General features: G+C 38.6%; 19 protein-coding genes. 10 read left to right on the top strand and 9 right to left on the bottom strand.

Annotation, left to right across the window (positions count from 1 at the left end):
• Positions 1-327 precede the first annotated feature (327 nt).
• From ACYVFA_RS12990 to ACYVFA_RS12975, 4 genes are all read right to left on the bottom strand, one after another.
• Positions 328-2,751 (bottom strand): TonB-dependent receptor domain-containing protein, encoded by a 2,424-nt coding sequence (locus tag ACYVFA_RS12990; RefSeq protein ID WP_460472259.1) that lies wholly within the window; start codon positions 2,749-2,751, stop codon positions 328-330.
• The gene (locus ACYVFA_RS12985) at positions 2,729-4,066 is read right to left on the bottom strand and encodes an HTTM domain-containing protein (RefSeq protein ID WP_460472258.1); all 1,338 of its coding nucleotides are present in this window, start codon (positions 4,064-4,066) and stop codon (positions 2,729-2,731) included. The genes ACYVFA_RS12990 and ACYVFA_RS12985 overlap by 23 nt, the downstream gene beginning before the upstream one ends.
• Before the next feature lie 148 nt (positions 4,067-4,214).
• A complete protein-coding gene (locus tag ACYVFA_RS12980) occupies positions 4,215-5,357 on the bottom strand; it encodes an imelysin family protein (RefSeq protein ID WP_460472257.1) in 1,143 nt (380 codons plus the stop codon).
• A 71-nt stretch (positions 5,358-5,428) separates the two neighbouring features.
• Positions 5,429-6,604 (bottom strand): DUF4856 domain-containing protein, encoded by a 1,176-nt coding sequence (locus ACYVFA_RS12975; protein WP_460472256.1) that lies wholly within the window; start codon positions 6,602-6,604, stop codon positions 5,429-5,431.
• 389 nt (positions 6,605-6,993) lie between these two features.
• Here ACYVFA_RS12975 and ACYVFA_RS12970 point away from each other — a divergent pair, with 389 nt between their 5' ends.
• Together ACYVFA_RS12970 and ACYVFA_RS12965 are read left to right on the top strand one after the other, a co-directional pair.
• Entirely contained in the window at positions 6,994-7,410 is a 417-nt protein-coding gene (locus ACYVFA_RS12970) for a hypothetical protein (protein ID WP_460472255.1), read from the top strand.
• Positions 7,411-7,424: 14 nt separating this feature from the next.
• Complete coding sequence (locus ACYVFA_RS12965; RefSeq protein ID WP_460472254.1) at positions 7,425-8,069, top strand: hypothetical protein; 645 nt, start codon at positions 7,425-7,427, stop codon at positions 8,067-8,069.
• Positions 8,070-8,075: 6 nt separating this feature from the next.
• On the opposite strand, the gene ACYVFA_RS12960 is transcribed toward ACYVFA_RS12965, so the two are convergent.
• A complete protein-coding gene (locus tag ACYVFA_RS12960) occupies positions 8,076-9,488 on the bottom strand; it encodes an ATP-dependent DNA helicase (RefSeq protein ID WP_460472253.1) in 1,413 nt (470 codons plus the stop codon).
• Positions 9,489-9,673: 185 nt separating this feature from the next.
• Between ACYVFA_RS12960 and ACYVFA_RS12955 the strand changes: the two genes are divergently transcribed.
• Complete coding sequence (locus tag ACYVFA_RS12955) at positions 9,674-10,837, top strand: alpha/beta fold hydrolase (protein ID WP_460472252.1); 1,164 nt, start codon at positions 9,674-9,676, stop codon at positions 10,835-10,837.
• A 58-nt stretch (positions 10,838-10,895) separates the two neighbouring features.
• Here ACYVFA_RS12955 and ACYVFA_RS12950 read toward each other — a convergent pair whose 3' ends face one another.
• Together ACYVFA_RS12950 and ACYVFA_RS12945 are read right to left on the bottom strand one after the other, a co-directional pair.
• Positions 10,896-11,132: a hypothetical protein gene (locus ACYVFA_RS12950; RefSeq protein ID WP_460472251.1), complete on the bottom strand. Its 237-nt coding sequence runs from the start codon at positions 11,130-11,132 to the stop codon at positions 10,896-10,898.
• 227 nt (positions 11,133-11,359) lie between these two features.
• Positions 11,360-11,497, bottom strand: coding sequence for a hypothetical protein (locus tag ACYVFA_RS12945; RefSeq protein WP_460472250.1), 138 nt, complete (start codon positions 11,495-11,497; stop codon positions 11,360-11,362).
• A 259-nt stretch (positions 11,498-11,756) separates the two neighbouring features.
• Between ACYVFA_RS12945 and ACYVFA_RS12940 the strand changes: the two genes are divergently transcribed.
• On the top strand, positions 11,757-12,092 hold the full coding sequence (locus ACYVFA_RS12940; protein ID WP_460472249.1) for a PadR family transcriptional regulator: 336 nt from the start codon (positions 11,757-11,759) through the stop codon (positions 12,090-12,092).
• Entirely contained in the window at positions 12,089-14,770 is a 2,682-nt protein-coding gene (locus ACYVFA_RS12935) for an ABC transporter permease (protein WP_460472248.1), read from the top strand. The genes ACYVFA_RS12940 and ACYVFA_RS12935 overlap by 4 nt, the downstream gene beginning before the upstream one ends.
• Before the next feature lie 117 nt (positions 14,771-14,887).
• Here ACYVFA_RS12935 and ACYVFA_RS12930 read toward each other — a convergent pair whose 3' ends face one another.
• Positions 14,888-15,445: a putative glycolipid-binding domain-containing protein gene (locus ACYVFA_RS12930; protein WP_460472247.1), complete on the bottom strand. Its 558-nt coding sequence runs from the start codon at positions 15,443-15,445 to the stop codon at positions 14,888-14,890.
• A gap of 240 nt (positions 15,446-15,685) precedes the next feature.
• Between ACYVFA_RS12930 and ACYVFA_RS12925 the strand changes: the two genes are divergently transcribed.
• Together ACYVFA_RS12925 and ACYVFA_RS12920 are read left to right on the top strand one after the other, a co-directional pair.
• Entirely contained in the window at positions 15,686-17,344 is a 1,659-nt protein-coding gene (locus tag ACYVFA_RS12925; protein ID WP_460472246.1) for a serine hydrolase domain-containing protein, read from the top strand.
• A 172-nt stretch (positions 17,345-17,516) separates the two neighbouring features.
• Positions 17,517-17,891, top strand: a complete 375-nt coding sequence (locus ACYVFA_RS12920) for a hypothetical protein (protein WP_460472245.1) — start codon at positions 17,517-17,519, stop codon at positions 17,889-17,891.
• A 108-nt stretch (positions 17,892-17,999) separates the two neighbouring features.
• On the opposite strand, the gene ACYVFA_RS12915 is transcribed toward ACYVFA_RS12920, so the two are convergent.
• Positions 18,000-19,307 carry a phosphatase PAP2 family protein gene (locus ACYVFA_RS12915; RefSeq protein ID WP_460472244.1) on the bottom strand — a complete coding sequence of 436 codons (1,308 nt, stop codon included), beginning with the start codon at positions 19,305-19,307 and terminating at the stop codon, positions 18,000-18,002.
• A gap of 292 nt (positions 19,308-19,599) precedes the next feature.
• Between ACYVFA_RS12915 and ACYVFA_RS12910 the strand changes: the two genes are divergently transcribed.
• The 3 genes from ACYVFA_RS12910 to ACYVFA_RS12900 all read left to right on the top strand — a co-directional run bounded on the left by ACYVFA_RS12910 (position 19,600) and on the right by ACYVFA_RS12900 (position 24,298).
• Entirely contained in the window at positions 19,600-20,652 is a 1,053-nt protein-coding gene (locus ACYVFA_RS12910) for a sensor histidine kinase (protein ID WP_460472243.1), read from the top strand.
• Entirely contained in the window at positions 20,645-21,331 is a 687-nt protein-coding gene (locus ACYVFA_RS12905) for a LytR/AlgR family response regulator transcription factor (RefSeq protein WP_460472242.1), read from the top strand. Before ACYVFA_RS12910 ends, ACYVFA_RS12905 begins: the two co-directional genes overlap by 8 nt.
• Before the next feature lie 396 nt (positions 21,332-21,727).
• Positions 21,728-24,298 carry a TonB-dependent receptor gene (locus ACYVFA_RS12900; RefSeq protein WP_460472241.1) on the top strand — a complete coding sequence of 857 codons (2,571 nt, stop codon included), beginning with the start codon at positions 21,728-21,730 and terminating at the stop codon, positions 24,296-24,298.
• Positions 24,299-24,378: the final 80 nt, after the last annotated feature.

Genomic DNA, 24,378 nt, shown 5'->3' with positions numbered 1-24,378 from the left:
CCAACCAGACCTGCGATAGGGATTCGTGTCTTATTGATTAGCATTTTTTCAGCAAAATTACTCCTGCCAGAAAGGTACATCTCTACAAGAAACGTAAAGTATGTATTGAAACGTCTATCTTCGCTAAATATCCTGGATATTTATGTCTGGGATTCTAATCAAATTAACAAAGGAGTATTAGTATTTCAAAAAATTCAACTGTTTATTTTTCAAGCGTAGCCAAAAGGTCAGAAAGCATAGCATATTGATTCAAAATTTTGAAAAACAAATTGCTCTTCTATGCGTGACACGCTCTTTTTCGGACGAGTATAAGCGTACCACACTAGCTTATATTTTTACTTGCAAAGTCAGATAAAAACTTCTTCCATCTGATGGCAAAATTCCGGGACCGGGATAACCAGTGGCGCGGCGCGTAAAATACATTCTGTTTGCCAGATTATTAAGGCTCCCCTCTAAACGAAAGCGTTTGAATTGATAAGATGCGCTTACATCCATAATATCATAGGCGGGAATCAAGCCCACAACCGCCGAAACGCCTCCATCAACTGCATTGGTAGCCTCAGAATACTGGTCTGATAAATAAGTGTATTGAAACGAAGCTTTCAGATTTTTATAACCGAGGCGTATCCCGCTTTTCAGATTCACGTTCGGCACAAATTCTACCTGTTTGCCTTTAATACCCGGCAATTCGCTTTTCTTATAAGTAGAATGGATTAAGGCTACATTGACAAATACTACTCCACTCCAGGATTCAGCTTTTGGTTGTGCGAGTTTCAATAAATCGGCTTCGGCATAAGATTCTAAGCCAAAGATAACTGCCTGCCCGATATTTCCTCTACGGCGTAATACGCGATTGCTTTCATCATAAAACTGTACTTCACCTATGCGGTTATCATAATTCAGAAAAAAGCCACTTATATCGAAATTATAGAGTGTAGTCTGTTGTGTTCTGATACCTAAATCAATCGAATAGCCTCGCTCGTCTTTCATATTCGGGTCAATTACAGACGATGGGTTGGCTGTCCGCATATCGCTGAATGTGATTGAGCGATAATTTTGTGAGATATTCCCATAAATATCCAGTTTTGAGGTAGGCTTATAACTTATCCCCACTCCTCCAAGTACAAACTGACGACCATTGTTGCGCACCTCAGGCGTTCGTGTTGCACTGATGATATTTCCCGCTAAATCGAATAAAATAGTGCCATAGAAACCGTCAGCTTTGGTATGAATGTATTCAAAACGCACACCCGGAGTGACTGAAAACTTATCGCTTAAATAGAAGATATTCTCGGCAAACAGAGATACATTATTGTTCGGAAAAACATAATCATTGGCAATGCCTTCTTCCTGATTCAGGAAATTAAAGTCAGCATCTTTGCCTCTGCTACCCAAACCTTGAATACTATGATTGAAACCATGATAATAGCGGGTACCTGCCAAAAAAACAGAGAGCTTGTCTTTAATAAAATAACGTTTCAGGTAACGCGCTTCTGCACCCCAGTTATTAAAATCTCCCTTGATTAAATCACGTTCACTATTATCATCAATACTTGCTACGCGATTGGGACGGAAACCTACTGAATAACGATAAGCAGACAGACCAAATACACGCAGGTTAAACTCATTCAGGGCATTGAATTTATGATCGAAATGCGCTGCCCACAGGTTCCAGTTTACTTTAAACCAGTTACGCTCGCGGTTAGTCTGGCGTGGGTCTGCTGCAAACATGGCGTCAGTTAAGCCTCCGGGTTGATGAGCCAGATAGCTCATGTGGGTAAAGTCTATGCCAACTGTGGTCTTCTCACCTAATTTATAGTCTATATCTGCATAATAGGTGTAACTATTAAAATCAGAATTGGCACGCCAGCCATTGCCTGTTTTGTATTGGAAATACGTATAATAACTTAATTTACCAACTGTACCACTGGCGCTCGTAAAGGCATTATAGAAGCCAAAAGAGCCTACACTTTGCCGGGCAGTGAGTTCCATTTTCCGGTCAGTTACGGGCTTTTTCATTACAAAATTGATGAGGCCACCAAATTGTGTCCCATATTGCAAAGATGCTGCTCCACGAACTATCTGAATTCGCCCAACTGCTTCAATAGGGGGTGTATAATAGCTTTCAGGATAACCCAGAGCATCAGCGCTAATATCATAACCATTCTGACGAACGTTGAAGTTCGAACTTCGATTGGGATCAAGCCCTCTCCCACCGATACTTAGTTGTAGACCTGCCCCATCATTTTCCCAGATGTTTAATCCTGCTACGCGGGCATATATCTGCCGGGCGTTGTTAGTTGCCAGATTAGCCACCAATTGTTCGGGCAAAATTACTTCTGTTTTTTTTCCTTCATAAATCCCCATGCTTTCTACTGCACGCATACGGGTAAAGCCAAAATCAGTTTGTTTATCTTTTATTATTACTTCATTGAGCGTTGCATTCAATAAATCAAGATAAATGGTCAGATGAATATCTTTCTCAATAATATTGACTTCTTGCTTATATGATTGATAATCGGCTAAAGAAGTTTGTACTTGATAAGTACCCTTAGGTAAATTTCTGAACCGGAAATTGCCGTTTTCGTCGGTGCTAGTAAAGGGTGAGCCTGCATTGAGTATAATGCGACATTCTTTGGCAATGGTGCTATCCTTACGAAAACGTACAGTACCTGTTATCTGGTATTGTGCCCAAGAAACAGAAACAATTAAACAGAGTAGAAATGTATTAAAAACCTTTGATAGTGTCATTGAATGGTAAAATCCATGATTTATGTTGAAAAGAATCTTGTTCTCTGGCCAAATCTGTGTCTGGGCTTACCAGAGGTTTACCCATCCGGCCATTGAGTGTTACATAGGAATCGACATATACTTGTGGCGATTCAAAGCCATGTTTTGCATAGTAATTGCGCAGGATATGTGCATATTGCAGTAACATATCCGGCTGTGTCGACATCATTTTTTCCTGCAAAGTTGACAAGAAATCGTTGTTGTTCACGACCATTTGCTTCCCGTTCTTATCTTTTATTGTAAACTGCGTATAGCCTGCCTTTTCCATCAGCATTACCCGCCATGAAAAACGATAGCCTTCTTCTGTCCAGAATAATTCGCCGGGATACAATAGATATCTGAACGGAAACAATATCTGAAAAGTAAAAAAGACAATAAAAACAGGTAAGATAAATGAGGAAGCAATGTATTGACGTGTATTTTCTGTGAGTTCCAGCGGAATCTTTAAGCGATGGCTGATACCGCGGATGATGCCTTTATGAAAATTGGGCGAGAAAAATATCAAAGCTGCCACAATCATAATATGCGGAAACATACCAATCGGAAACAGTAATGCCGTGAGCAAATGAAATACAATAACTGCCACGTAGGCCAGCCAACGGGTAGACGAACGCCATAGTAGGAACGGAATGCTGAGATCATAGATGCAGCCAAACCAGCTAAAGACATAAGGTACCCAATCTTTATTAAACAATGGCCCTATAATGGGCATATCATTGCGGGCAGGTAACCATATTTTCAGTGGCTGAGCGTGAAATAGCCAATCGGAGTTTAGTTTGGCAAGGCCGGCATAAAAGTATAAGATACAAATCATCAGCTTAATGGCATCGACACACCATTGAGGAATATATTGAGCTGAGATTTGTCTGTTACGATAGGCATCAAGTGAAAAATAGACATGAGCTGGTAAGAAAATCATCAGGAAACAAATCAGACTGATGAAATAGTAATGATTGAGATAAGTTGATTTATCTATCAGCTCGATATAAGTAAAGCTCAAAAATAAGCCTATACAAGCTAACCGATAAAACAAGCCCAAAGCTACCAGCAAAGCACAAAGCCCACATATAAAAAATAATGCATAGGTATAATTACCAAGCGGCTTCACGAATTCGAACCCATAGAAAGGGAAAAAGTACCTGGGTTTGATATATAAATCAAAAATCCAGCCCTTACTCCAGAACCGGATGATACTACCCAGCAACATTAACCCAAGGCCAATCCTGAAAACCGCTAAGGGTGCAGCAGATATTTTTTGTTTAAGGTATTTTTGCAATTTGAGAGAGTTTTTAACCCCACCCCAGCCCTCCGCGCGGCGGACCGTCCCAAAAATAGGAAGAGCGCCAAGAAAGCCCCTCCGCTCGGCTTCCGCTCCCTATTGTTGAGACACGGTCCGCTGCGCGGAGAGGGGTTGGGGTATGGGATCAATCCCCATCATTGTCGGTATAAGTAATTGTGATACTCATGGCTGAGGTCATATCTACTTTCAGCATACGTACTGCTTTTTGCAGTTCGTTGTAAGTAGCAACCATCGCCTGGTTATTGGTTTTTACTTCCTCATAAAAATTCGGTTTCAAAGCATCTATTTTAGTCTTGCCGGCTGCAAACTGATTATTGATAATCTCTGCCAACGACTGACCTGTAGCACTATCTTTGGCTCCTAAAGCTACCAGGTAGGTTTTAAAAGACGGGCCGTCTGCTCCAGTCTTGATATTCTTACCATTGAAGAAATCAATCACCGCCTGATGAGCAGTCTGAGCCAATGTGCGCGAAATATCTTTTTTATAAAAAGCCTCTACTTTTTCGGGAGATACCACTCCATTAAGCATGGCTCCTGATGGAATACCAAATTTACCGGAACGGATAAAACGCTCATAATGCAATACAAAACTATTGACCATCAAAGAAGTAGAAGAGCCGATATCTAAACCAGTTTTGCTGATGAAAGTATCCCGATAGCTTGTCCATTCTGTGGTTACTTTATCCAGAAGTGTATTCATCCTGCTTGTCAGGCGTTTCACGTAGGCTATTCTTTTAGCTGCATCTGGTGCTGTGGTATAGAAAGTCAGAATGATGGCATCTGAACTACCCAAACCATTTATTAGATAATCTAAAGCCGGAAAACCTTGCTGTGCATAAGAAGCCGGAACTTCCAGATTAGCAGACGGATCGGCAACATTAGCATTGATACCTTTTTCGCTGGCAGGATAAATATTGAAAAAATTACGAAGTGTTTGTCTTTCAGCCGGGCCAAAGTCAAATAGTTCAACTTTCTGCCATTCTGTATAGGCTTCAACCCACGCAGCACGAAACTCAGTTAATGTTGTCTGGTCTGGCTTAGCTGCAAAAGCATCGCCTTTTGTTACCATCAGGTCAAGTTTTGCTTTGAAATTGCCATACGCAGGAATAATGATATTATCAGCCAGATGTGTAAGAATAGTCTTTCTATCTTTGCCATCATCCACAGGTGTTGGGGGGTCGGTAGTTCCGCCGTTACCACCGCAAGCCCATAAAAATCCTGTTACTAACAATAATAATATCTGCTTTTTTCCAAGATTATACCTCATGATTTTTAAATGAAATAGTGGATTGACAGCATTTTTAGCTATCAACCCACTTATTTATAATAAAGAAACTATTAATTAGTCAATTTGAATTTCGCAGTGATGGCATCAGCCGCGGCATTGATTTTTTCATTGGTTAAATCCCAGAAACCATTTGTAGAACCAACTAATCCCGCTAGTAATGCATCTGAGAATGCAGCATCTGCACCATTAATAGAGCAATAACGCAAAGAATAGATAAATCCTAGACCTTCGCCGATAGCATGTGCGCGAGCAGCATCAGTTGTACCTGTTTTCCATTTACCCAGGTAGCCCAAAGCGGCCTGAGCAATTGCTCTTTCCATTTCTGTTCTGATAAACGTCGCCTGAGTTTTTAATTCAGCCATGTCATTATTAACGATAGCCACACGACCTTTTACAAATGCAGGGTGGATTTTCGCATAATTTGCTTTGTTATATTCCCAGATATAAGAACCTAAGAAAGACTCTGAAGTACCACGCACAGCATCAGTAGAGTTTGCCAGATAAATTGGGTTTAAAGTCAAAGTAGCGTAGGCATCGTCCCAGTTATGCTCTAACTGAGAGTATTTTTTACCAGATACAAGCGTAGTGTTATCGGCCTCTAAACCTTTAGTCAGCAATACATTGCTGATATAATCAAGCTGGTAAGCACCGATTAGAGATTTTTGTACGATTTGTGCAATTTCAATACCTTTTGCATCTACCAGATAAGTACCTGTTTTTCCGGCAATACCTTTAGCGGCATTTACTCCAACAGATTTACTTGCCTCTACCATTTGAGCAAAAGTCGCTTCTAATTTTACTCTTTCTGCCTCGGCTTCAGCAGCTGATTTAGAAGAAGCTGTCATTGAGCGTAGTTGCACGCCAGAAGCATTTAATTTAGCTCCAGAAATATTCAATGACGGAACATCAGTGAAAGGGTTTCCGGTGTTGGCATACATGTTTTTCATAACAGTTGCATCAAGTGTCTTATTATCTCTCACGGCACTACCCAGATAATAATTCAATGCCTGATAGATTCTGTACCGATTGTTACCGTCTGTTAAATCAACAGTTGTATCGCCCGTAGCACTTACAAAAAGTTTTTTGTAAGGAGTAGTAGCTGTTACGTTAGCATAATCAATTTTTGTGCGGAGCGGAGTAACCTCTTCTGAATCTTTACAAGCAGAAACTGCTGCAACAATTACCGAAGCTAAGATGATTCGTGATTTACCGAAACGTTTAAACATGAGTGGAAACAATTAGATTAAAAGATTAGATTAGGCCACAAAACTACTGTAATTAGACTTAATCTAAATAAGAATTAGTTAAATATTTTTTCAAAAATTCATAAAACATTGAAAATCAATCAATTACAAAAGTACAGAATTATAAATATCAAGTATGAATGATTGAGTTAGACATAAGATTTCCCAAAGCAGTGCAGTTGCTAAAACTGCCTGTGAGCGTAGATTTTTTTGAAAGCAGATAAACGAGTTTTTACCTGTACGGAAAAAGAGAAAGTAAGGTTGCGGGTAAGAAAAAAAAATGAATAATTAATGTGACTGAGATTAAATGGTTTTTCCAAATACTGATAGATTTTGTTAAAACTTTCTAAGTTTGTAAAAACAATTGTTTTATGCTTTACAAATCCCTTTATCACCTCTGCTATTTTATTGTCTCTTTTGTTGCTGCGGCTATTTTTGCCATGGCTATGTATACCTTTGAATGGGGAAAATTAACGATTAGTTTCTATGCTGCTTTTGCCTTGCTAGAGGGAGTGCATATAGGATTGGCCCTGAGCAAGCAATTTCAGCAAAAGCAAAGAGCTTTGATGCTTAATAACATTCATTTTATTGTATTAGCCATTGTATCAGTTTCTGTGATTGTTTTATACGCCAATCTTGATTCGTGGAGAAATAATGGAGATAATAGTATAGAATTTCGGGCTTTTTCTTATTTTTTTGACAATATCTTCCTTGTCAATTTTGTGGTATTTATTATTAATTTCTGGGTTCTATGCAGGAATTTGTTGGTTTGGGGTTTTAAAAAATAATTTAAATCGTTTTTATGATTCATCCGGAAATTATAAGCTATATCGTAGTTTATTACTCACATCTTTTCACAGAGCTGGAAAGGAAAGCCATGAGACATTATCAAACTGCATTTAAGTTAGATTTTAACCTAAGTGATTCTTCTCCAAGAGTACAGCTTTATTTTAAAAATGGCTGGCTAAGCAACGATCCTCAGGTACTTGACCTACTAAAAGATGGCTATGAGGCGTTTGAGTTTAATGTGGTTAAAAGAGTTATGAGCCAAACCCCTGAAAAGGTATACTTTAATAATTGTCCTAAGTGCGGACAATTGGCAAGAACACCTTACGCAAGGCAATGCCGTTGTGGGCATCAATGGAGAGATAAAATAGTAGCTCAGTTTCTCTTAGATGATGCTTTTCAAATAACTGGCAGACCATTTTTTATTGTCGGTAAGATTCTGGAAGGCCGCATTGACAAAGGTAATTATATAGACCTTAGAAGAATAGGGATAAATCGGAAACCAATTATTGAAGCCGTAGAAATTGTAACTAAACGAAGAGAAGGAATTGCTGAAGCGTATATTGCTTTAGGAATAAAAGACCCTAGTGAAGACGAGAAAGACCTTATAAAAAGAAAGGATTTCCGTATTAAGCCTCTTGACATTGTAAATGAACGATAAACTTCCCTACTTCCTTTTATAATAAGCAATCACCCGATCATCTACAATCACATCGCTTGGGCGGATTTCTTTGTTCAGAACAATGCCTTCTAAAGTTTTGCAGCGGCTCAGGGCTACATAAGTTTGCCCGTGGCTGAAAGCGCCGTAGCCGATATCAATCACCACGTTATCAAAGGTTTTGCCCTGACTTTTGTGGATGGTCATAGCCCATGCCAGTTTGATTGGAAATTGAGTGAAGGTTCCCTGAATATTTTCTTTGATTTCCTTGCGCTTCGCATCATATTGGTAGGTAATATCCTGCCAGGTTTCCTGTTCCATTTTATAGCTATGTCCATCAATTTCGACCCATATGTCATGGCTGGTTAACCGGCTGATGATACCGACAGTGCCATTGACCCAACGTTTCAGGCTATCATTCTTTATCATCATGACCTGCGCACCAATTTTCAGTTTCAGAAATACATTGGTCGGAAATTTGATTTCAATTTCATCTTCAAACTCACTTTCGCCGATTTTTCTATTAGCTAATTGATCCTTCAATTTCTCAAATTCTTCTCTGATTTTACCTGTCAGCACCGCTTCAAAGACAAACTCTTTTCCTTCCAGATTTTCAAGATTTTCCTTATTAATTTTCTTGACATTTTTATTAGTAGTGGTCAGGAAAATGGCGCTATTATTATCTCCTACATTATCTCTGTGGCGTGCATTTAGCAGTACAAAATCATCAAATTTTGCTTCATTTACTCTTATACGATTCAATACTTTTTTGAATTTCTCGTCTTTCTGGCGGAAAATATGCGTCAGCTCTTTTCTATGATACCTGAACCCGGCCTTAAAGACGGGGCTATCAAAGAAATAATTACCTCCATAATTAACATTAAAATACTCCTGCAAATCGCTTTTGACCACCGGAGGCAATTGAAACAAATCGCCGATAAATACCATTTGCAGACCTCCGAAAGGTTCATCAGGTCTATTGCGGTTGAGTCGTAAAGCCATATCAATGGCTTCCATCAGATTGGCACTTATCATCGATACTTCATCGATAATTACCATATCCAGGTTTTCATACAATGCGTTTTTAGCGTATTCAGGTTTTAGCTTATCCACCTGAATCAATCGTGGCGGTAGTTTGAAAAATGAATGAACTGTCTGCCCTTTCACATTCATGGCGGCTATGCCTGTTGGTGCAAGAATTACATATTTTTTAGAGGTATGCGCAGTAAAATATTGTAAAAGACTCGATTTACCTGTTCCGGCCTTACCACTGATAAAGATAGACTCGTCGGTGTCGTTGAGGATATGTAAAATATCCTTAAACTCATCGGTTAATACGAAAGCATTCTTTTGTCGGGAATATATAAAAAAGCAAACGGCTATCACTAAAACAAAAACACCTAAAACAATTAATCCTTGCATGTAGTTAGAAAATCTGAGACGAGATAATATTATGCAATTTAACAGAAATTATTGTTTTGGCAGAAGTTTTATCCAAACGCCTTGGCTATTATATTTTACTCATACGAGGTAACGTTAATGAATTAATGCAACTAACATTCACTTTTGTTGTCATCAGGTAACAAGTAACCCAATACTATAAAATTATGAAAACCGATTTTAAAAGCCTTTATTTTAACACTGTTGACACCTTTCCAAGTTTATCAATTAGTATTCTCAAATCGTCTGTATTCTTAGTTTTTGTTTTTCTTCTACTGATTCATTCAGTGGCTAGTGCGCAGAAAACGCGCATTGATACATTGGTCAATGTTGATGGGCACCAATTGCATTTTACGATTATTCCCGGAAAAGGTACCCCGATTTTGTTTGAAGCCGGAGGAGGAAATGATGGACAAGTTTGGAGCAAAATTACTAAACCTATTGCAGAGATTACACAAGCACCGATCATTACTTATGACAGGATGGGTTTGGGCAAAAGCAGTAAAGCTGATACTGATTTGAGTATTGAAAAAGAAGTAGACGGACTGAATGTTGCACTTAAAAAATTAGGTTTTGATAAAGACCTGATGCTAGTATGCCATTCGATAGGGGGATTTTATCAAACGCTTCTTGCTAATCAAAACCCCAGAAGAATAAAGGCAATGGTAATGATTGATGCTAATCTGCCTTGTTTTTTTACAGATGAGCAATTGACTAAAATGAATGCTTCTGCTAATTTTCGGCATACGATTGAGGTAATGAAGCAAAATCCGTTATCAGTAAAGATTCCTGTCATAGATATTGTATCAGAACTGACTTTGTTTGAAGGCACACCTGATGCCCAGCGTTGGAAAGACTGTCATAGCAATTTTGTAGCACCTTATGCTAACCGCTCTTCATTGATTGCATACCAAACCGGACACTATGTGTTTTTTTCTAATCCTCAGTTAGTGATTAATACGATTGTCAGGCTTTATGCAGCTAAAGTAAGACCGGGCGCTAGGGCGGCTATTTTTGAAAGAGGCTACAAGCAGGAACAGACAGCAGCCAATGAAGACCGACGCAACCTGATGCAGTATATGCATTCAGAAAATGATTTGAATGAATGGGGTTATTCGCTACTCAAAAAACAGGAAATACTGGAAGCAATAGAGATTTTCAAACTCAATGTGATGTTTCATCCAAATAGCGATAATGTATATGATAGCCTCGGAGACGCCTATGTTAAAGCAGGCAAGAAAGATCTGGCGATAGCAAGCTATCAGAAAGCATTGGATCTGAATCCGAAAAAAGAAAATTCAAAGAAAATGCTGAAACTTCTGGGCAATTAGGTGTTTGAAAACAACAAAGCCCCAGAAGGGGCTTTGTTCTATAGTTTCGCTTGAATGCTTATTTGCCGTTAAATATTTTTGAACCCGCTTTTACGGCACCTTCTGTCAGCTCAGAGCCTAATTGTTCGCCCAGGTTAAATAATTTATCGAAAGTGCGTTTAAAATCCGCATTCGCCTCCTGGTTGTCTTTACCTTCTAAAAGACTGATTGTATAATGTGCGCCACCTAGTATAAACGAAGGTGTAAAAGAAGCCATAGCGCCTAAAAAACCACCGAATTTCTTTAAATCTTGCATTGTATGAGTGTTTTTGTTTTTTCTGAAATAAGATTATGAATCAAAGGTATAGCAAAACAAAAACACTCCTGATAAAATATTTATAAGTGGTTGTGAATGTATTTGATGCAAGGAAAAAGGTTGATGGATTATTCAATTGAACTATTGAATAACCTTCAAAACGGGAAATCAGGAAGCAAATCAGTTCTGCTTCGATTATTCCGTAATTAGCTTTTTGTCTGGCGTTGTTAGATTTCTTTCACCACTCTACGGCGAAGAAACTTATCATAATAGCTTCTGCGTGTTTTTTTCACATAAACATATCGGATGGCACCAATAATCAGGCAGAGAACAGAAATGGAAATAATAGTATCAACAGTTGTCATTGTTATGATGGATTATTTAACAGTTTCATAATATTAACTAAAAAATTTGAAAGATGTTTTAGCTCACTATTTTTTTTTTCGCTGCTACCGTCTGATAAAAATTCTTGAATTGGTTAAATATCTTCATGGCTTGAAGCTATAACCAATTTTAACAACCATTTCTGATTTAAATCCTGAAGAAATTTATTTTACATACAAAACCATAATTAATCATTTTATTTTACATACATTTACTGAATAAATCATTTTGTTGAAGCCAATGAAAGGAACAAACCTGGGAGAGTTTGAAGAATTAGTGCTTTTATGTATTGCTGCACTGATAAGTGATGCTTATAGTGTAGCCATTTGTGATGAGCTAAGCCGACATGCAGGACGCACAGTCAAGCTGGGCATTGTGCATGCCGTTTTGAATAGGCTGGAAGAAAAAGGGCTGGTAAACAGCCGTTTAGGAGAAGCTACCAGTACACGCGGAGGCAAACGCAAACGCTTTTATGAAGTGACCCATGCCGGAAAAGCAGCTTTGCTGAAAGCTAAAGAAGCGCGTGAGGCATTGTGGCGCATTATACCGGGCTTTAATCTGGAGGGATCTATATGAAACGTTTCAGCACCACCCCTACCCCTCCTGACAAGGAGAAGTCTTTTGAGGAAATTGAACCGCCCAAACTGGCGCAAAGCCTGTTAAAATGGTATTGCAGGGCTGATCTGGCCGAAGACCTACAAGGTGATTTAAACGAATATTTTGAACGGAACCTGAAAGCAAAAGGCATTACCCGGGCAAAAATTATTTACTGGATTGATGTATTAAAATTCTTCCGTCTGTACACAGTCCGTGAACCCAGTTTTACCAATTTTTATATATACTTAATTATGATTAGCAGCTATTTTAAAACATTCAAACGGAGTTTAGTACGGAACAAACTCTTCTCTTTTATCAACATTTTCGGCCTTGCCGTCAGCATTTCGGTAGGCTTGCTTGTGGTAGCCTTATTGCTCGACTTGCGTTCGTATGATGATTTTCAGGTAAAGAAAGACCGTATCTATCGGGTAAACAGTAAGCTTCAGACCCCTACTCAATCACCCATGGATCTGGCTTCCACCTCTGTAAAAGTGGGCAGAAAAATGCGTGAGACTATGACGGGTTTCGAAGACCTGACTATCTTGCGTAACGGTTTTTATGGCGATGCACAGGTGGGAGATAATTACCTGCCTTTAAATGCTTACTATGCCGACGATTCATTTTTCAAAGTATTTTCATTTCCGCTACTCAAAGGCGATCCTGCTACTGCTTTAAAAGAACCTTACTCACTTATATTGACAGAAAAAACATCTAAAAAGCTATTTGGTGATGTGGAAGCCTTGGGTAAAGTAGTAAAGTTTGATACCCTTAATTATGTGGTAACGGGTATAGCCAAAGATGTGAGCAAGTTTTCGCATATGCGCTTTGATGCGCTGGTGTCATTCTCTACTGCCGACGCTAACCTTGGCAAACAAGACCCTAATTTTTATGGCTGGAACAATATCTGGCAGAATTACGTCTATATAACTCTGCCTGAAAATGCCGATAGCAAAACCATGCAGCGTAATCTGGATAGATTATCAGCACAAGAAACAAAAGCCCTGAAAGATCAAACTATTACTGTGTGGTTACAACCGCTTAAAGCCATCGCACTAGGTGGTCACCTTTCCAATTCAATCGGGCCTACTTTACCTCCGGTAGTGCTTTGGGTATTAGGTGGGCTGGCATTGGTGATTATCTTATCGGCCTGTTTCAATTATATGAACCTTTCTATTGCCCGTTCGTTACGTCGGGCGCGTGAGGTAGGTATACGCAAAATTATTGGTGCACCTGTGAGCCATATTTTCGGACAGTTTCTGAGCGAGTCAATTTTTACGGCGCTATTATCTTTGATTTTTGCTTTTTTACTCTTTCTTTTTTTACGGAGTCAATTCCTGAATCTTGACCCACACCTGAGCGATCTGGTTGCGCTTGACCTTTCGTTTAAACAGATCATTTATTTCTTACTACTGGCTGTGGGTGTAGGCGTTGTCGCTGGTTTCTTTCCGGCTATATTTTTCTCACGTATCAATGCTTTACAGGTAGTGAAGGACAATTCGAAATTCAAGGTATTCCGTCATGTTAATATCCGCAAAGCATTAATTGTGGTTCAATATACCCTATCCTTAATTTTTATTGCTACCACTATTGTCGGTTATCGGCAGTATAAGGGTTTTCTGAACTTTGATTTAGGTTTCAAGACCGATAATATTCTGAATATCAAATTGCAGAACAATAATTCTGATTTGTTGATCAAAGAATTATCCGAAATTCCGACTGTGCAAGCAGTGTCAAGAGCTGCAATGGTTACCAGTTTAGGGAGTATGCAAGGCACTAGTATTAAGTATGTGAATCCAAAAGATAAATCGAAAGACTCGTCTATGGTTTCTTTGAATATGGTGGACGGAAATTATCTGCCTATCCATGAGCATACGTTTTTAGCCGGAACGAATTTTAAGTTGCGACCAAAAAAAGGCGAAGAAAGTGAAGTAATTGTAAATGAGCAAGTGCTGAAACGTTTCAATATTGCCGGAAGAGATCCACAAAAAGCTTTGGGCGAACGGGTAATCATGGATAATAAAAGCCTGACTATTGTAGGAGTTTTGAAGGACTTCCATTATGGTACAATGATGAATAAGATTGACCCTACAATTTTCTTGTACTCTACTGAAATGCCCTGGGGTTCTGCTAATGTGAAGCTTCAAACAAATGATTTACCAGCCACTATGGCAAGTATTGAAAATGCCTGGCGGAAGGTTGACAAGGTTCATCCGATAGAAGCACATTTTTATAATGATCAGATTGAGCAGGCTTATGCACAGTTTTCAGTCATGGTAAAAGTGATAGGCTTTATCAGTTTTCTGGCTATCTGTATTGCTTCTTTAGGTTTGTTTGGTATGGTTGTGTTTACAACAGAAACCCGTTTGAAAGAAATCAGTATCCGCAAGGTTCTGGGCGCTACTGAGGGTGGGCTTATCTATCTGCTTAGCAAAGGCTTCTTATTATTATTGGGTATAGCTGCTTTGATAGCCTTACCGGGCACTTATATTTTCTTTGACAAAGTAGTGCTGACGCAGTTTGCATATCATTTACCAATGCAATTCTATGAGTTTCTGCTTCCATTATTGGTATTAGGGGCTTTAGCTTCTATACTGATTGGCTCGCAAACACTAAAAGCCGCGAGGAGTAATCCGGTGAAGAATCTGAAAACGGAATAACATTGGAGAAAGGAAAAAGGAGAACGGAACATGGAAAATGGAGAATATTTTTACTTTCTTCGTTTTCCTTGTTCCGTTCTCCTTTCTGCAAAATCTTCAGACTTCATATCTGATATATCAAAGAGTAAAACGTCTGGAAAATAATTGAGGATAATCTACCACCAACCCTTGCTCATCAACAGTAATATCTGTCTCAAAATCATTGGGTACGTTTTCATAATGATAAACGTTTTCCTCTAATCGGGTATACTTCTGCTGCACAGGCTTAAATTCATCAGCCAATAGGTCTAGGTAAATCACCTTGATTAATTGCGTTTCTCCAACAGCCAGTTTTACTCTATTGATTGGCAAGGTATTGGTAAAAGCTGAGAGCGGAATATCAACGTCTATACATCCCCCAAATTGATTGGCCACTTTGCCATTTTTTCGCCAATTCCCCTGGCAATCTCCTTCAAATTGCCAATGTTGCACACGCTGGTTTATCCTGCTTTCAATCGCAACAAACACCGTCTCCCAATCAGGATTAGTTCTAATCTGGTAATCTACCAGATAGATTTTGCCTTCATACTGCCCCACAATAGTTGAGCTTATCTCGATGCCCTCTTCTGTTGTGGTTATGAGACAGTTTTCTAACGACTCATATTCTATGCCTTTCCAGAGTATGTGCTTCTGCATCAATTTTGTTTAAGGATTTAACTTTTGCCCCGATATAAAATAAACAAACATAGATACTTATATGTTTATTACAACTTCAAGTATTCGGTTTTAAGTATCTCAGCATTTCTCTAAATGTTCAATTTTTCAATTTAAAATTCAACTTTATTTAAAAAATTCTAAATACATTAGTTTCTTAGTATGATTGATTATTAGACTATGCTAAAGAAGGTACTGACCAATTGTAACCTCAATGTCTCTATGAAAAAACTATTACTCACTTTTTTACTTACAATCTTATCTATTACGCTTGTATTTTCCCAAAAGAAAGTAGATTCTCTGGCTATCAGAATTGATGCTATTTTCAAAAAATATGAGGGGAAAGACCGTCCTGGCTGTGCCGTAGGTATTATCAAAAATGGCTCACTTATTTATAAGAAAGGCTATGGAATGGCAAATCTTGAATATGATATTCCGAATACATCAACAAGTGTATTTGATATTGCTTCGGTCTCTAAACAGTTTGCAGGATATGCCATTGCCAAGCTTCTGAATGAAAAAAAGATTGCTCTAGATGATGATATTCACCAATATTTGCCTGATGTTCCTGATTTTGGCAAGAAAATTACCATCCGCCATCTGGTGCATCATATCAGCGGATTGAGAGACTGGCCTCAAACCTTACACGCCGCAGGCTGGCGCTGGGATGAGGCCTTTTCGTTTACAGATATTATGCGCATGGTCAAAAACCAGAAAGACCTCGATTTTGAACCTGGTAACCGATATTCATACTCTAATACTGGATATAATCTTCTGGCAGCTATTGTTGAAAAAGTAAGTGGGCAATCTTTCAGAGATTGGACAGATACCAATATTTTCAAGCCTTTAGATATGAATTCTTCTCATTTTCTGGATGATTACACAGATATAGTGAAAAACCTTGCTTATTCTTATTATCCGACCGATAAGGGTTTTAAGAAAAGTCTGAGTGCCTTGACGGCCTATGGCTCGAGTTCTTTGTTTACTACCGTAGAAGATTTGAGTAAATGGGCTATTCACTTCAACAAATCTATTGCTGCTAAAGACCCGGTATTTATGCAGATGCTTGAAGAAGGTACACTGAATAACGGTGGAAAAGTAAAATACGGTTATGGTTTGTCTTATGGCAGTGATGAAGGTTTCAAAACTATTTCACATACAGGAGGTTGGGCGAGTTATCGAACAGTATTAATGCATTATCCTGACCAACAAGTATCGTTTATCATTCTTGGTAATGCTGGTGATTTTGATTTGGATGGCGCTACCAAACAAGTAGCGCATGCGCTAATAGAGTTTCGAATAAAGCCTTCTAACAAACCGGTTTCAATTGTGAATAAAGATACGCCCAATGCAAAAGTAAATGAGGATATTCTGAAAAAATATACAGGTTCATATCAATTAGGACCTGGATGGGCAGTAACTATTACGCTCGAAAACGGACAATTGCAAACACAAGCCAATGGAGAAGATAAATTTCCGATGGACACCAAATCTGATTCAACTTTCTGGATAAATGCTTATGGCGCCTCTATGACATTTGTGAAAGATGATAAAGGAGAAGTAAATCTTTTGAAGTATAAACATATTCAAGCGAAGAGATTTACTCCCTGGAAACCGGATGCCAGTAAATTTGAGCAATATGCAGGCACTTATCATTGTCCAGAACTGGGAGTAGAATATACTATCAGCAACAATAATGGTCAGTTAGTCATCAATAATTTCAGATTAGGAGAGTCTAATTTAAGTATTGATCCTATCACCGAAAATCAGTTTTCTACCAATATTGGTTCAATCAAATTCTATACGGATACTCAGAATAAAATAGCAGGCTTTAAACTTTCCGGTGGAAGGATACAGAATATTAGGTTTGAGAAGAGGTAGGAGCATGGTAGAAGCAGAATGGAGAAAGGATTTGATTATTTCTTTTAGTGAGAAGGTTTAAAAATCTATCTTCGATAAAAATTCCCTCTGTTTTTCTTTAATTTTACTAATTACCAAAATCAATAAGTATACTTTGGTGCTTTAATTAATTACCTTATTTGATTATAGCAACATGAAATTCTTATTGATTTCAACCTTTGTTTTTCTTTCAGCAATTGGGGTCTTTCAGGACTCCAAAACAAAAATCCCTTCGGTCTGGATTGAGGGAATTACCATAAAAAAGGGAGATACCATAAAACTAGGTAAGGGCTCGGGTAAAAAGGGCGTCTTTACTTATATAGAGGTAAAAGACACCCAAGGCATTCCTGCTATCTGGGCCAATAAACGTTTATTGGTAGAAGAGGTTTTCAAAGCTCCTGGAAACGATAGTGTAAAATACTCTATTAGTCTCAAAGCCTCACCAACTATTAAGTTTACAATGTCTGATTTATACTTAGCCTTACAACAAGACGAAATTGTTGGAGTAAATAAACACCTCTTTTATTGAGAATGTCGATTTTCGAACGGTTCGCTATGCGATTGCAGATTGTCGAATTAGTTTTCCATTCGACAATCTGCATCGCAACGGCGAACCGTTCGACATTCGGCAATCCCTTTATTTAATAGTCCATTGTTCAATAATATACTTCCCAACATTTCTGCCTAGTTGCAGTCCCACTTCGTTATCAGTACGGAAATGAATACCGGCATAGAAGCGTGATTCTGCGCATTCTTCGGCCATTTTATTGAACAATTCTGCATCGGCAGGAAAAAAATGTGCCATGATAACACTGGCGGTTCCGCCGCCTGCCGCATGACCCGAAGGGTATCCAGGAAATGGAGGTGTAGAAATTAAAGGTTTATAGTTAGGGTCATATTGATTAGGTCTGATTCCCCAATATGCATATTTAGCATCCATAATAGCAATGGCAGACTCGTGTGAAGCTGTGCCTAATACGGCATAAATCCTGGCAGCTAAAGGCGCATCTTCATCCATACCATTTTCAAACATTTTTTGTCCTGCCAGTTCAACCCAGTTACTAGAGGTATTGGCCCAATAATAAGCTATAGAAGCACTTCTGAAAGTCTGTTTAAAATTAAGCATTTCCTGCATATCCTTTTCAAAATCGGGTGGAGGCAATGATCTGAACTGGTTATTGGTTTGTAAAAACATAGGTTTAAGAGCCGCCAGAGTAATACCTACCGGATATTTACCTGTCCATTTTTTCGGATCCTTATTCATCTGCCCATCCCATTGCTTATCTGAGCCATCTTGTTTGGCTTTTTCGATAATTTGCATTGCCACTTGTTCTCCCAGTTTCCAACCTGCCTGCGTATCGCTCGGGAATTGTACTCCAGCGTCAATTCTTGATTGCATGGCTGCCTTCGCCAATTGCATTACAGAATCGGCTTGTTTCGGGAAGAAATAAGCTAATACATGCGCTGCTGCTGATGCCGTTACTGAATGTTCGCAAGGATACCCATAAGTTTTAGGAGCATCTATAATTGTTTTAATAGACGCATCTGTTTCGTGTGGACGTTTCCTTTTATATTTCAATTTTTCTTTCCAGGCTAATACTGTTGCATCATAGATGGATAAATTGATCCAGCCTGTCGGAATTCTGAACATTGATTCAGGATTTTTGTCGACCAGTTCAATAATTATCTGATTCCATCGATAGGAAGGCGCACCAGCATTCCAGTAACGAATGGCCTCACGTTTTTTATCATCCAGTTGGCTCATCGCTTGTTTGATACGTTGAATCTCTTCTTTGGTTTGATTTGGTGGAGGAGTAAGACTTATCTTATCCGGTTTATCCATTTGCCAGAGTTTCCAGTTTGCGGCATCATAAGAAACACTTTTTTGTGCCTGCGTAGAAATTTGTAATAAAATAAATGTAATACCGAAAAATAGTTTTTTCATAGTAATGCTTTTGAGAGTTTTAAATTGTTTTTTAGCAATGCTTATGCAATAATAAATCAATCAAATGAACCTATCTGAGCGATGTCAACACATAGCAGATTCGGGTATACAAACGGTAGATTTTCGTCAATGGCGGTATGAATGCCGTAAACGAAAACCTTTGATTTATACGCTTCTGTGCTTTCTCATAATTTTTTTGGTGGAGTTTTTTTCTGTTATTTGTAAAGGTGCTTGGGGCAGAAGGCTAAGGACATAGAGCTGGAATTTTGCATTCTCTACTAATAAACTACAGATGCTAAAAAAACTAAACATAAAAAATCTACAACTCTATTTATGGATAGGTCTGGTCTATTGTAGTCTGGCGGTGTTGTCTGATTTGGCGCGGGATTCAAAGACCATAGGCTTAATGTTCTGGAATGATGTGTGGCGAACTATTTATATAATGGCCTTAAGCATTTTGTTATATGAATACCTCATTCCTTATATTCGAAAGAAGAAAGGCGTTTTAAAAAAAATTATTCTTTCATTCGCTACCTTATTTTTCTACATTTTTCTATTTACACTCGGAATCTATGCGTGGCGTGGTATCGGTATTATCTTTCATATTTTTACACCACTTACTGAATTTGATTCTGTCTCAGAAGCCGCATCCGAACTGTTTGGACTGTGCTTATTTTCGGTATTTTTCTTTGGTATTATCCGTCATACCTATAATCATTTTCAGCTTAGGCGAATTGCGCAGCAATTGCGAATTGAAAAGCAGGAAGCAGAGCTGAACTACCTGAAATCGCAGACTAATCCTCACTTTTTATTTAACACACTCAACAATATTTATTCGTTGGCAAGAGATAAATCTGACCTTGCACCGGAATCTATTTTGCGTTTATCGAAGATATTACGTTATATGCTATACGAGACCTCGGGTGCTTATATTGCTGTTGAGCAAGAATTGAAAATCATTAATGATTATATAGCTCTCGAGCAATTGAGATATGATGAAAGCCTGAATGTTGATCTCAATTATGATATCGAAGATATGAAACAGGCGTTGCCCCCGCTCCTATTGATGCCGCTGATTGAAAATGCTTTCAAGCATGGCGTTTCTGAGACCCGCAATGAGCCTTTTATAGACATTCATTTATCTATCAGAAATCGGCAATTAAGATTTGTTGTTCGAAATTCGTCTGAACTATCGACAGAGGAAGGAAAGGTAAAAGAAAATATCGGCTTATCGAACCTACGTCGTCAGTTAGAATTACTTTATAGCGATTATAAACTTTCGGTCGAACAAGATAATTCAGTGTTTACCGCTGTTTTAAAAATCAACTTAGGGAGCCATGTCTAAACTCAATTGCATTATCATAGAAGATGAGCCACTGGCTGTAAAGATTTTAACAGATTATATTTCTGAAATACCTTTTCTATCTTTACAGGCCACTTTTAAAGATGCTATTCTGGCCACAGAATACCTGCATCAACATACACCTGACCTTATTTTTCTGGATATACATCTACCCAAACTCAAAGGCATGGCCTTTCTGAAAACACTTAGTAATCCTCCGGCGGTAATTATTACAACGGCTTATCATCAATATGCGGTTGAAGGATTTAATCTGAATGTAACGGATTATTTATTGAAGCCATTTGAGTTTGAGCGCTTTTTAGTAGCTGTCAATAAGGTCAGAACCGCACAAAGAGAGAAACCTGTTGAAGTGCAAGAAGTAAAGGATTTTATTTTTCTGAATGTGCAGAAGAAAAAAGTAAAAATCCTGTTTGCTGACATTCTTTATATTGAAAGCCAAAAGGAATACATCAAGATTGTGACCACTAAAAATACCTTCCTATCTAAAATGAGTACGCACGAAATTGAAGCTTTGCTCCCTCCCACGCTCTTCAGGCGCATTCATCGATCCTTCATTGTGTCTATCAATAAAATAGATTCTTATACTGCTGAGATGGTCGAACTCAACGGACTTTCCATCCCTATTGGGCGAGGGTATCGGGAAGTACTTGAGGGGTTGTGAGAATTGAGTGATTGAGTGAATGAGTGAATGAGTGAATGAGTGAATAGATATTTTAGTTTAAATAAGAATCAATTAGTCAAATGAATTCAAGTTTTTCCTAGCTAAAGGTAAAAATCACTCAATCACTCATTCACACAATCACTCAATTCTTACAATTTTGTGTTCCTTTTTAAAGAATCTATATAATTTACCATAGAATATTACAAATTATTACTCTACTAATTTGGTATACTATATAGGTTTTATATTTTTGCATCATCAATCAATTAATTAATCATTTTACACCAATCAGTTTGTTGTCTTAGCCATCAACTTTTAAAACAAAACACGAGTAAAATCAAAACGAAAACCGGCTACTAACAATAAATAATCACTATGCGAAAAAATTCTATGTTTATGAAGAAACTAATAAAATCCTCTTTTCTGATAGGTCTGCTGTTATTCCCTTTCTTTTTATCAGCACAAAATGATCCAATCGTCAACGCAACCATAACAGGGAAAGTAATTGATGGCAGCACAAACGAGCCACTTATAGGTGCTACAGTTTCTATTAAAGGCACAACCAATGGGGCTGCAACCGATGTAAATGGCGAATTTGCCTTGATTACAGGGCAAAAACTTCCATTTACCTTAGTCATATCCTATGTAGGGTACATCAAAAAAGAGCTGGTTATCAACGAAAGTAAGATAGAAATCAGATTGGATGCTACCCCTAATCAATTAAATGATGTGGTGATTACTTCTCGTCGTCGTTCAGAATCAGCACAGAACGTCCCACTTCCTATCTCTATTATCAGAGGTGTGAGTGTAGAAGATGCCGGAGCTTTCAATGTGAATCGTCTGAAAGAGTTAGTACCTAGTGTACAGTTGTATGCTTCAAATGCCCGTAATACAACCCTGAATATCCGTGGTTTAGGCTCTACTTTCGGTTTAACCAACGATGGTATCGACCCGGGTGTGGGTTACTATGTAGATGGCGTATACTATGCGCGTCCGGCAGCTACGGCGCTTGATTTTATCGATATTGATCAGGTGGAGGTTTTACGAGGACCACAAGGAACGCTTTTTGGGAAAAATACGACATCTGGCGCTTTTAATATCACCTCTCGTCCGGCCAGTTTCGAGCCTGGTGCCAGTTTTGAGTTGAGCTATGGTAATTATGGTTATATTCAGGCAAAAGGTTCATTAACCGGCCCATTGAGCAAAAAACTAGCGGCAAGAATCTCATTTACTGGTACCCAACGTAATGGAACGATTCTGAACGTACACAATAACCAATACATCAACGATATTAATAATATAGGTGTAAGAGGGCAAATTCTTTATACGCCAAGTGATAAAGTAAAAATAACACTTATCGGTGATATAACAGACCAGAAACCAAATGGTTATGGTTGGGCTGTGGCAGGTGTAGTAACCACCAAACGCGCCGCTTATCGCCAATTCAATGCTATTCTGGCCGATTTGAACTATCAATTGCCTTATTCGAGCGCATTTGAAAGAAAAGTTGATCTTGATACCCAATCAAAAGCAGATAATCAATTAAGTGGTGTTTCGGCCAATGCAGATATTAAAATCGGTAATGGGACATTGACTTCAACTACGGCTTATCGTTACTGGAGATGGGTGCCATTGAATGACCGTGATTATACAGGCTTACCAATTTTCACGATTTCATCGGGTAACTCTGTTCATGACCAATGGTCGCAGGAAATCAGATATGCTGGTAAAGTTTCTTCAAAAGTAAGTGGTGTTGTCGGGGTTTTCGGTCTTTGGCAGGATTTGAATTCAGACCCGGTACAAACCGAAGAAGCTGGCTCTGCACAATGGCGTTTTGCGCAAAACTCAACCAGTGCTTTATGGAAAACACCGGGCTTATTTGATAACTTCGGTATCCGTACCACCAACCGTATCCAAAGTACCAGCTTAGCTGCATTTACTCAGATTGACTGGGCCATCACTGATAAATTCCATGTATTGCCAGGTTTAAGATACAATTATGATAAGAAAATAGCTGATTATAAACGCGAAACATATGGCGGATTACAAACCACCGACCCTGCCTTGATTGCCCTTAAGAATGCTATTTACACGAATCAGGCATTTAATACTACTGCCGAAGCAGGCAATTTCTCTGGTGGATTAACTATACAGTATAAATCAAGCGATAGATTTAATGCTTTTGCTACGTATTCCGTTAGTTATAAACCAGTGGGAATTAATATCGGTGGATTGCCAACCGCCAGCGGTAGAGTACTTACCGAATTGGCTACTGTAAAACCTGAATTTGTAACGCATAAAGAAATTGGTATTAAAACAAAACCTTCGCCAAACTCGGTTGTGAACCTGACTATTTACGATACAGAAATTAAAGATTATCAGACTCAGGTACAGACACCGGAACCGGGTGTAAACAGAGGGTATCTGGCTAATGCTGAGAAAGTAAGAGTATTTGGTGCAGAATTGGATGCAAGTTTACGAGTAAATAATAACTTATCGCTTAACGGTGCTGTTGCTTATACAGATGGCAAATATGTGTCTTTCAAAAATGCCCCTGTACCACTAGAAGAAGTAGGTGGCGAACAAGCTTTTAAAGATGTTTCAGGTGGTGTATTGCCGGGTATTTCTAAATGGGCAGGTTCAGTTGGCGCAGAAGGTACTGTGAAGGGCGTTTTCTTCGGTTTAAAAGGCAACTATTTCTTAGGTGTTGATACGTATTTCCGTACACAATTCTCATCAAGCCCATCGCCTTCTCAATACCTGAACATCGACGGTTATAACCTGACTAATACACGTTTAGGCTTCAGAGCATCAAATGGTATTACCCTTTATGTTTGGAGCAGAAACTTGTTTAATACCAACTATTACGAGCAATTATTGGCTGCTCCTGGTAGTGCAGGTAACTATGCAGGTATCATCGGTGATCCTCGTACACAAGGAGTTACTTTGAGATATACGTTTAATTAAGAATTGAGCGAATTAGTGATTTAGTGATTAAAATGGCATGCCTCTACTTATTGAATAGAAGCATGCCATTTTTTGTTTTA

The sequence above is a fragment of the Emticicia fontis genome (assembly GCF_054779675.1).
The sequence above is the reverse complement of the archived record's forward strand: the minus strand, read 5'-3'. Positions and strand labels throughout refer to the sequence as shown.

Excerpts from the sequence above, each read along its gene's own strand:
- ACYVFA_RS12915 (WP_460472244.1), bottom strand. The coding sequence starts at position 19,307 with ATGAAAAAACTATTTTTCGGTATTACATTTATTTTATTACAAATTTCT.
- ACYVFA_RS12920 (WP_460472245.1), top strand. The coding sequence starts at position 17,517 with ATGAAATTCTTATTGATTTCAACCTTTGTTTTTCTTTCAGCAATTGGG.
- ACYVFA_RS12935 (WP_460472248.1), top strand. The coding sequence starts at position 12,089 with ATGAAACGTTTCAGCACCACCCCTACCCCTCCTGACAAGGAGAAGTCT.
- ACYVFA_RS12980 (WP_460472257.1), bottom strand. The coding sequence starts at position 5,357 with ATGAGGTATAATCTTGGAAAAAAGCAGATATTATTATTGTTAGTAACA.
- ACYVFA_RS12905 (WP_460472242.1), top strand. The coding sequence starts at position 20,645 with ATGTCTAAACTCAATTGCATTATCATAGAAGATGAGCCACTGGCTGTA.
- ACYVFA_RS12910 (WP_460472243.1), top strand. The coding sequence starts at position 19,600 with ATGCTAAAAAAACTAAACATAAAAAATCTACAACTCTATTTATGGATA.
- ACYVFA_RS12950 (WP_460472251.1), bottom strand. The coding sequence starts at position 11,132 with ATGCAAGATTTAAAGAAATTCGGTGGTTTTTTAGGCGCTATGGCTTCT.
- ACYVFA_RS12970 (WP_460472255.1), top strand. The coding sequence starts at position 6,994 with ATGCTTTACAAATCCCTTTATCACCTCTGCTATTTTATTGTCTCTTTT.
- ACYVFA_RS12990 (WP_460472259.1), bottom strand. The coding sequence starts at position 2,751 with ATGACACTATCAAAGGTTTTTAATACATTTCTACTCTGTTTAATTGTT.
- ACYVFA_RS12930 (WP_460472247.1), bottom strand. The coding sequence starts at position 15,445 with ATGCAGAAGCACATACTCTGGAAAGGCATAGAATATGAGTCGTTAGAA.
- ACYVFA_RS12975 (WP_460472256.1), bottom strand. The coding sequence starts at position 6,604 with ATGTTTAAACGTTTCGGTAAATCACGAATCATCTTAGCTTCGGTAATT.
- ACYVFA_RS12925 (WP_460472246.1), top strand. The coding sequence starts at position 15,686 with ATGAAAAAACTATTACTCACTTTTTTACTTACAATCTTATCTATTACG.
- ACYVFA_RS12940 (WP_460472249.1), top strand. The coding sequence starts at position 11,757 with ATGAAAGGAACAAACCTGGGAGAGTTTGAAGAATTAGTGCTTTTATGT.
- ACYVFA_RS12945 (WP_460472250.1), bottom strand. The coding sequence starts at position 11,497 with ATGACAACTGTTGATACTATTATTTCCATTTCTGTTCTCTGCCTGATT.
- ACYVFA_RS12955 (WP_460472252.1), top strand. The coding sequence starts at position 9,674 with ATGAAAACCGATTTTAAAAGCCTTTATTTTAACACTGTTGACACCTTT.
- ACYVFA_RS12960 (WP_460472253.1), bottom strand. The coding sequence starts at position 9,488 with ATGCAAGGATTAATTGTTTTAGGTGTTTTTGTTTTAGTGATAGCCGTT.
- ACYVFA_RS12900 (WP_460472241.1), top strand. The coding sequence starts at position 21,728 with ATGAAGAAACTAATAAAATCCTCTTTTCTGATAGGTCTGCTGTTATTC.
- ACYVFA_RS12965 (WP_460472254.1), top strand. The coding sequence starts at position 7,425 with ATGATTCATCCGGAAATTATAAGCTATATCGTAGTTTATTACTCACAT.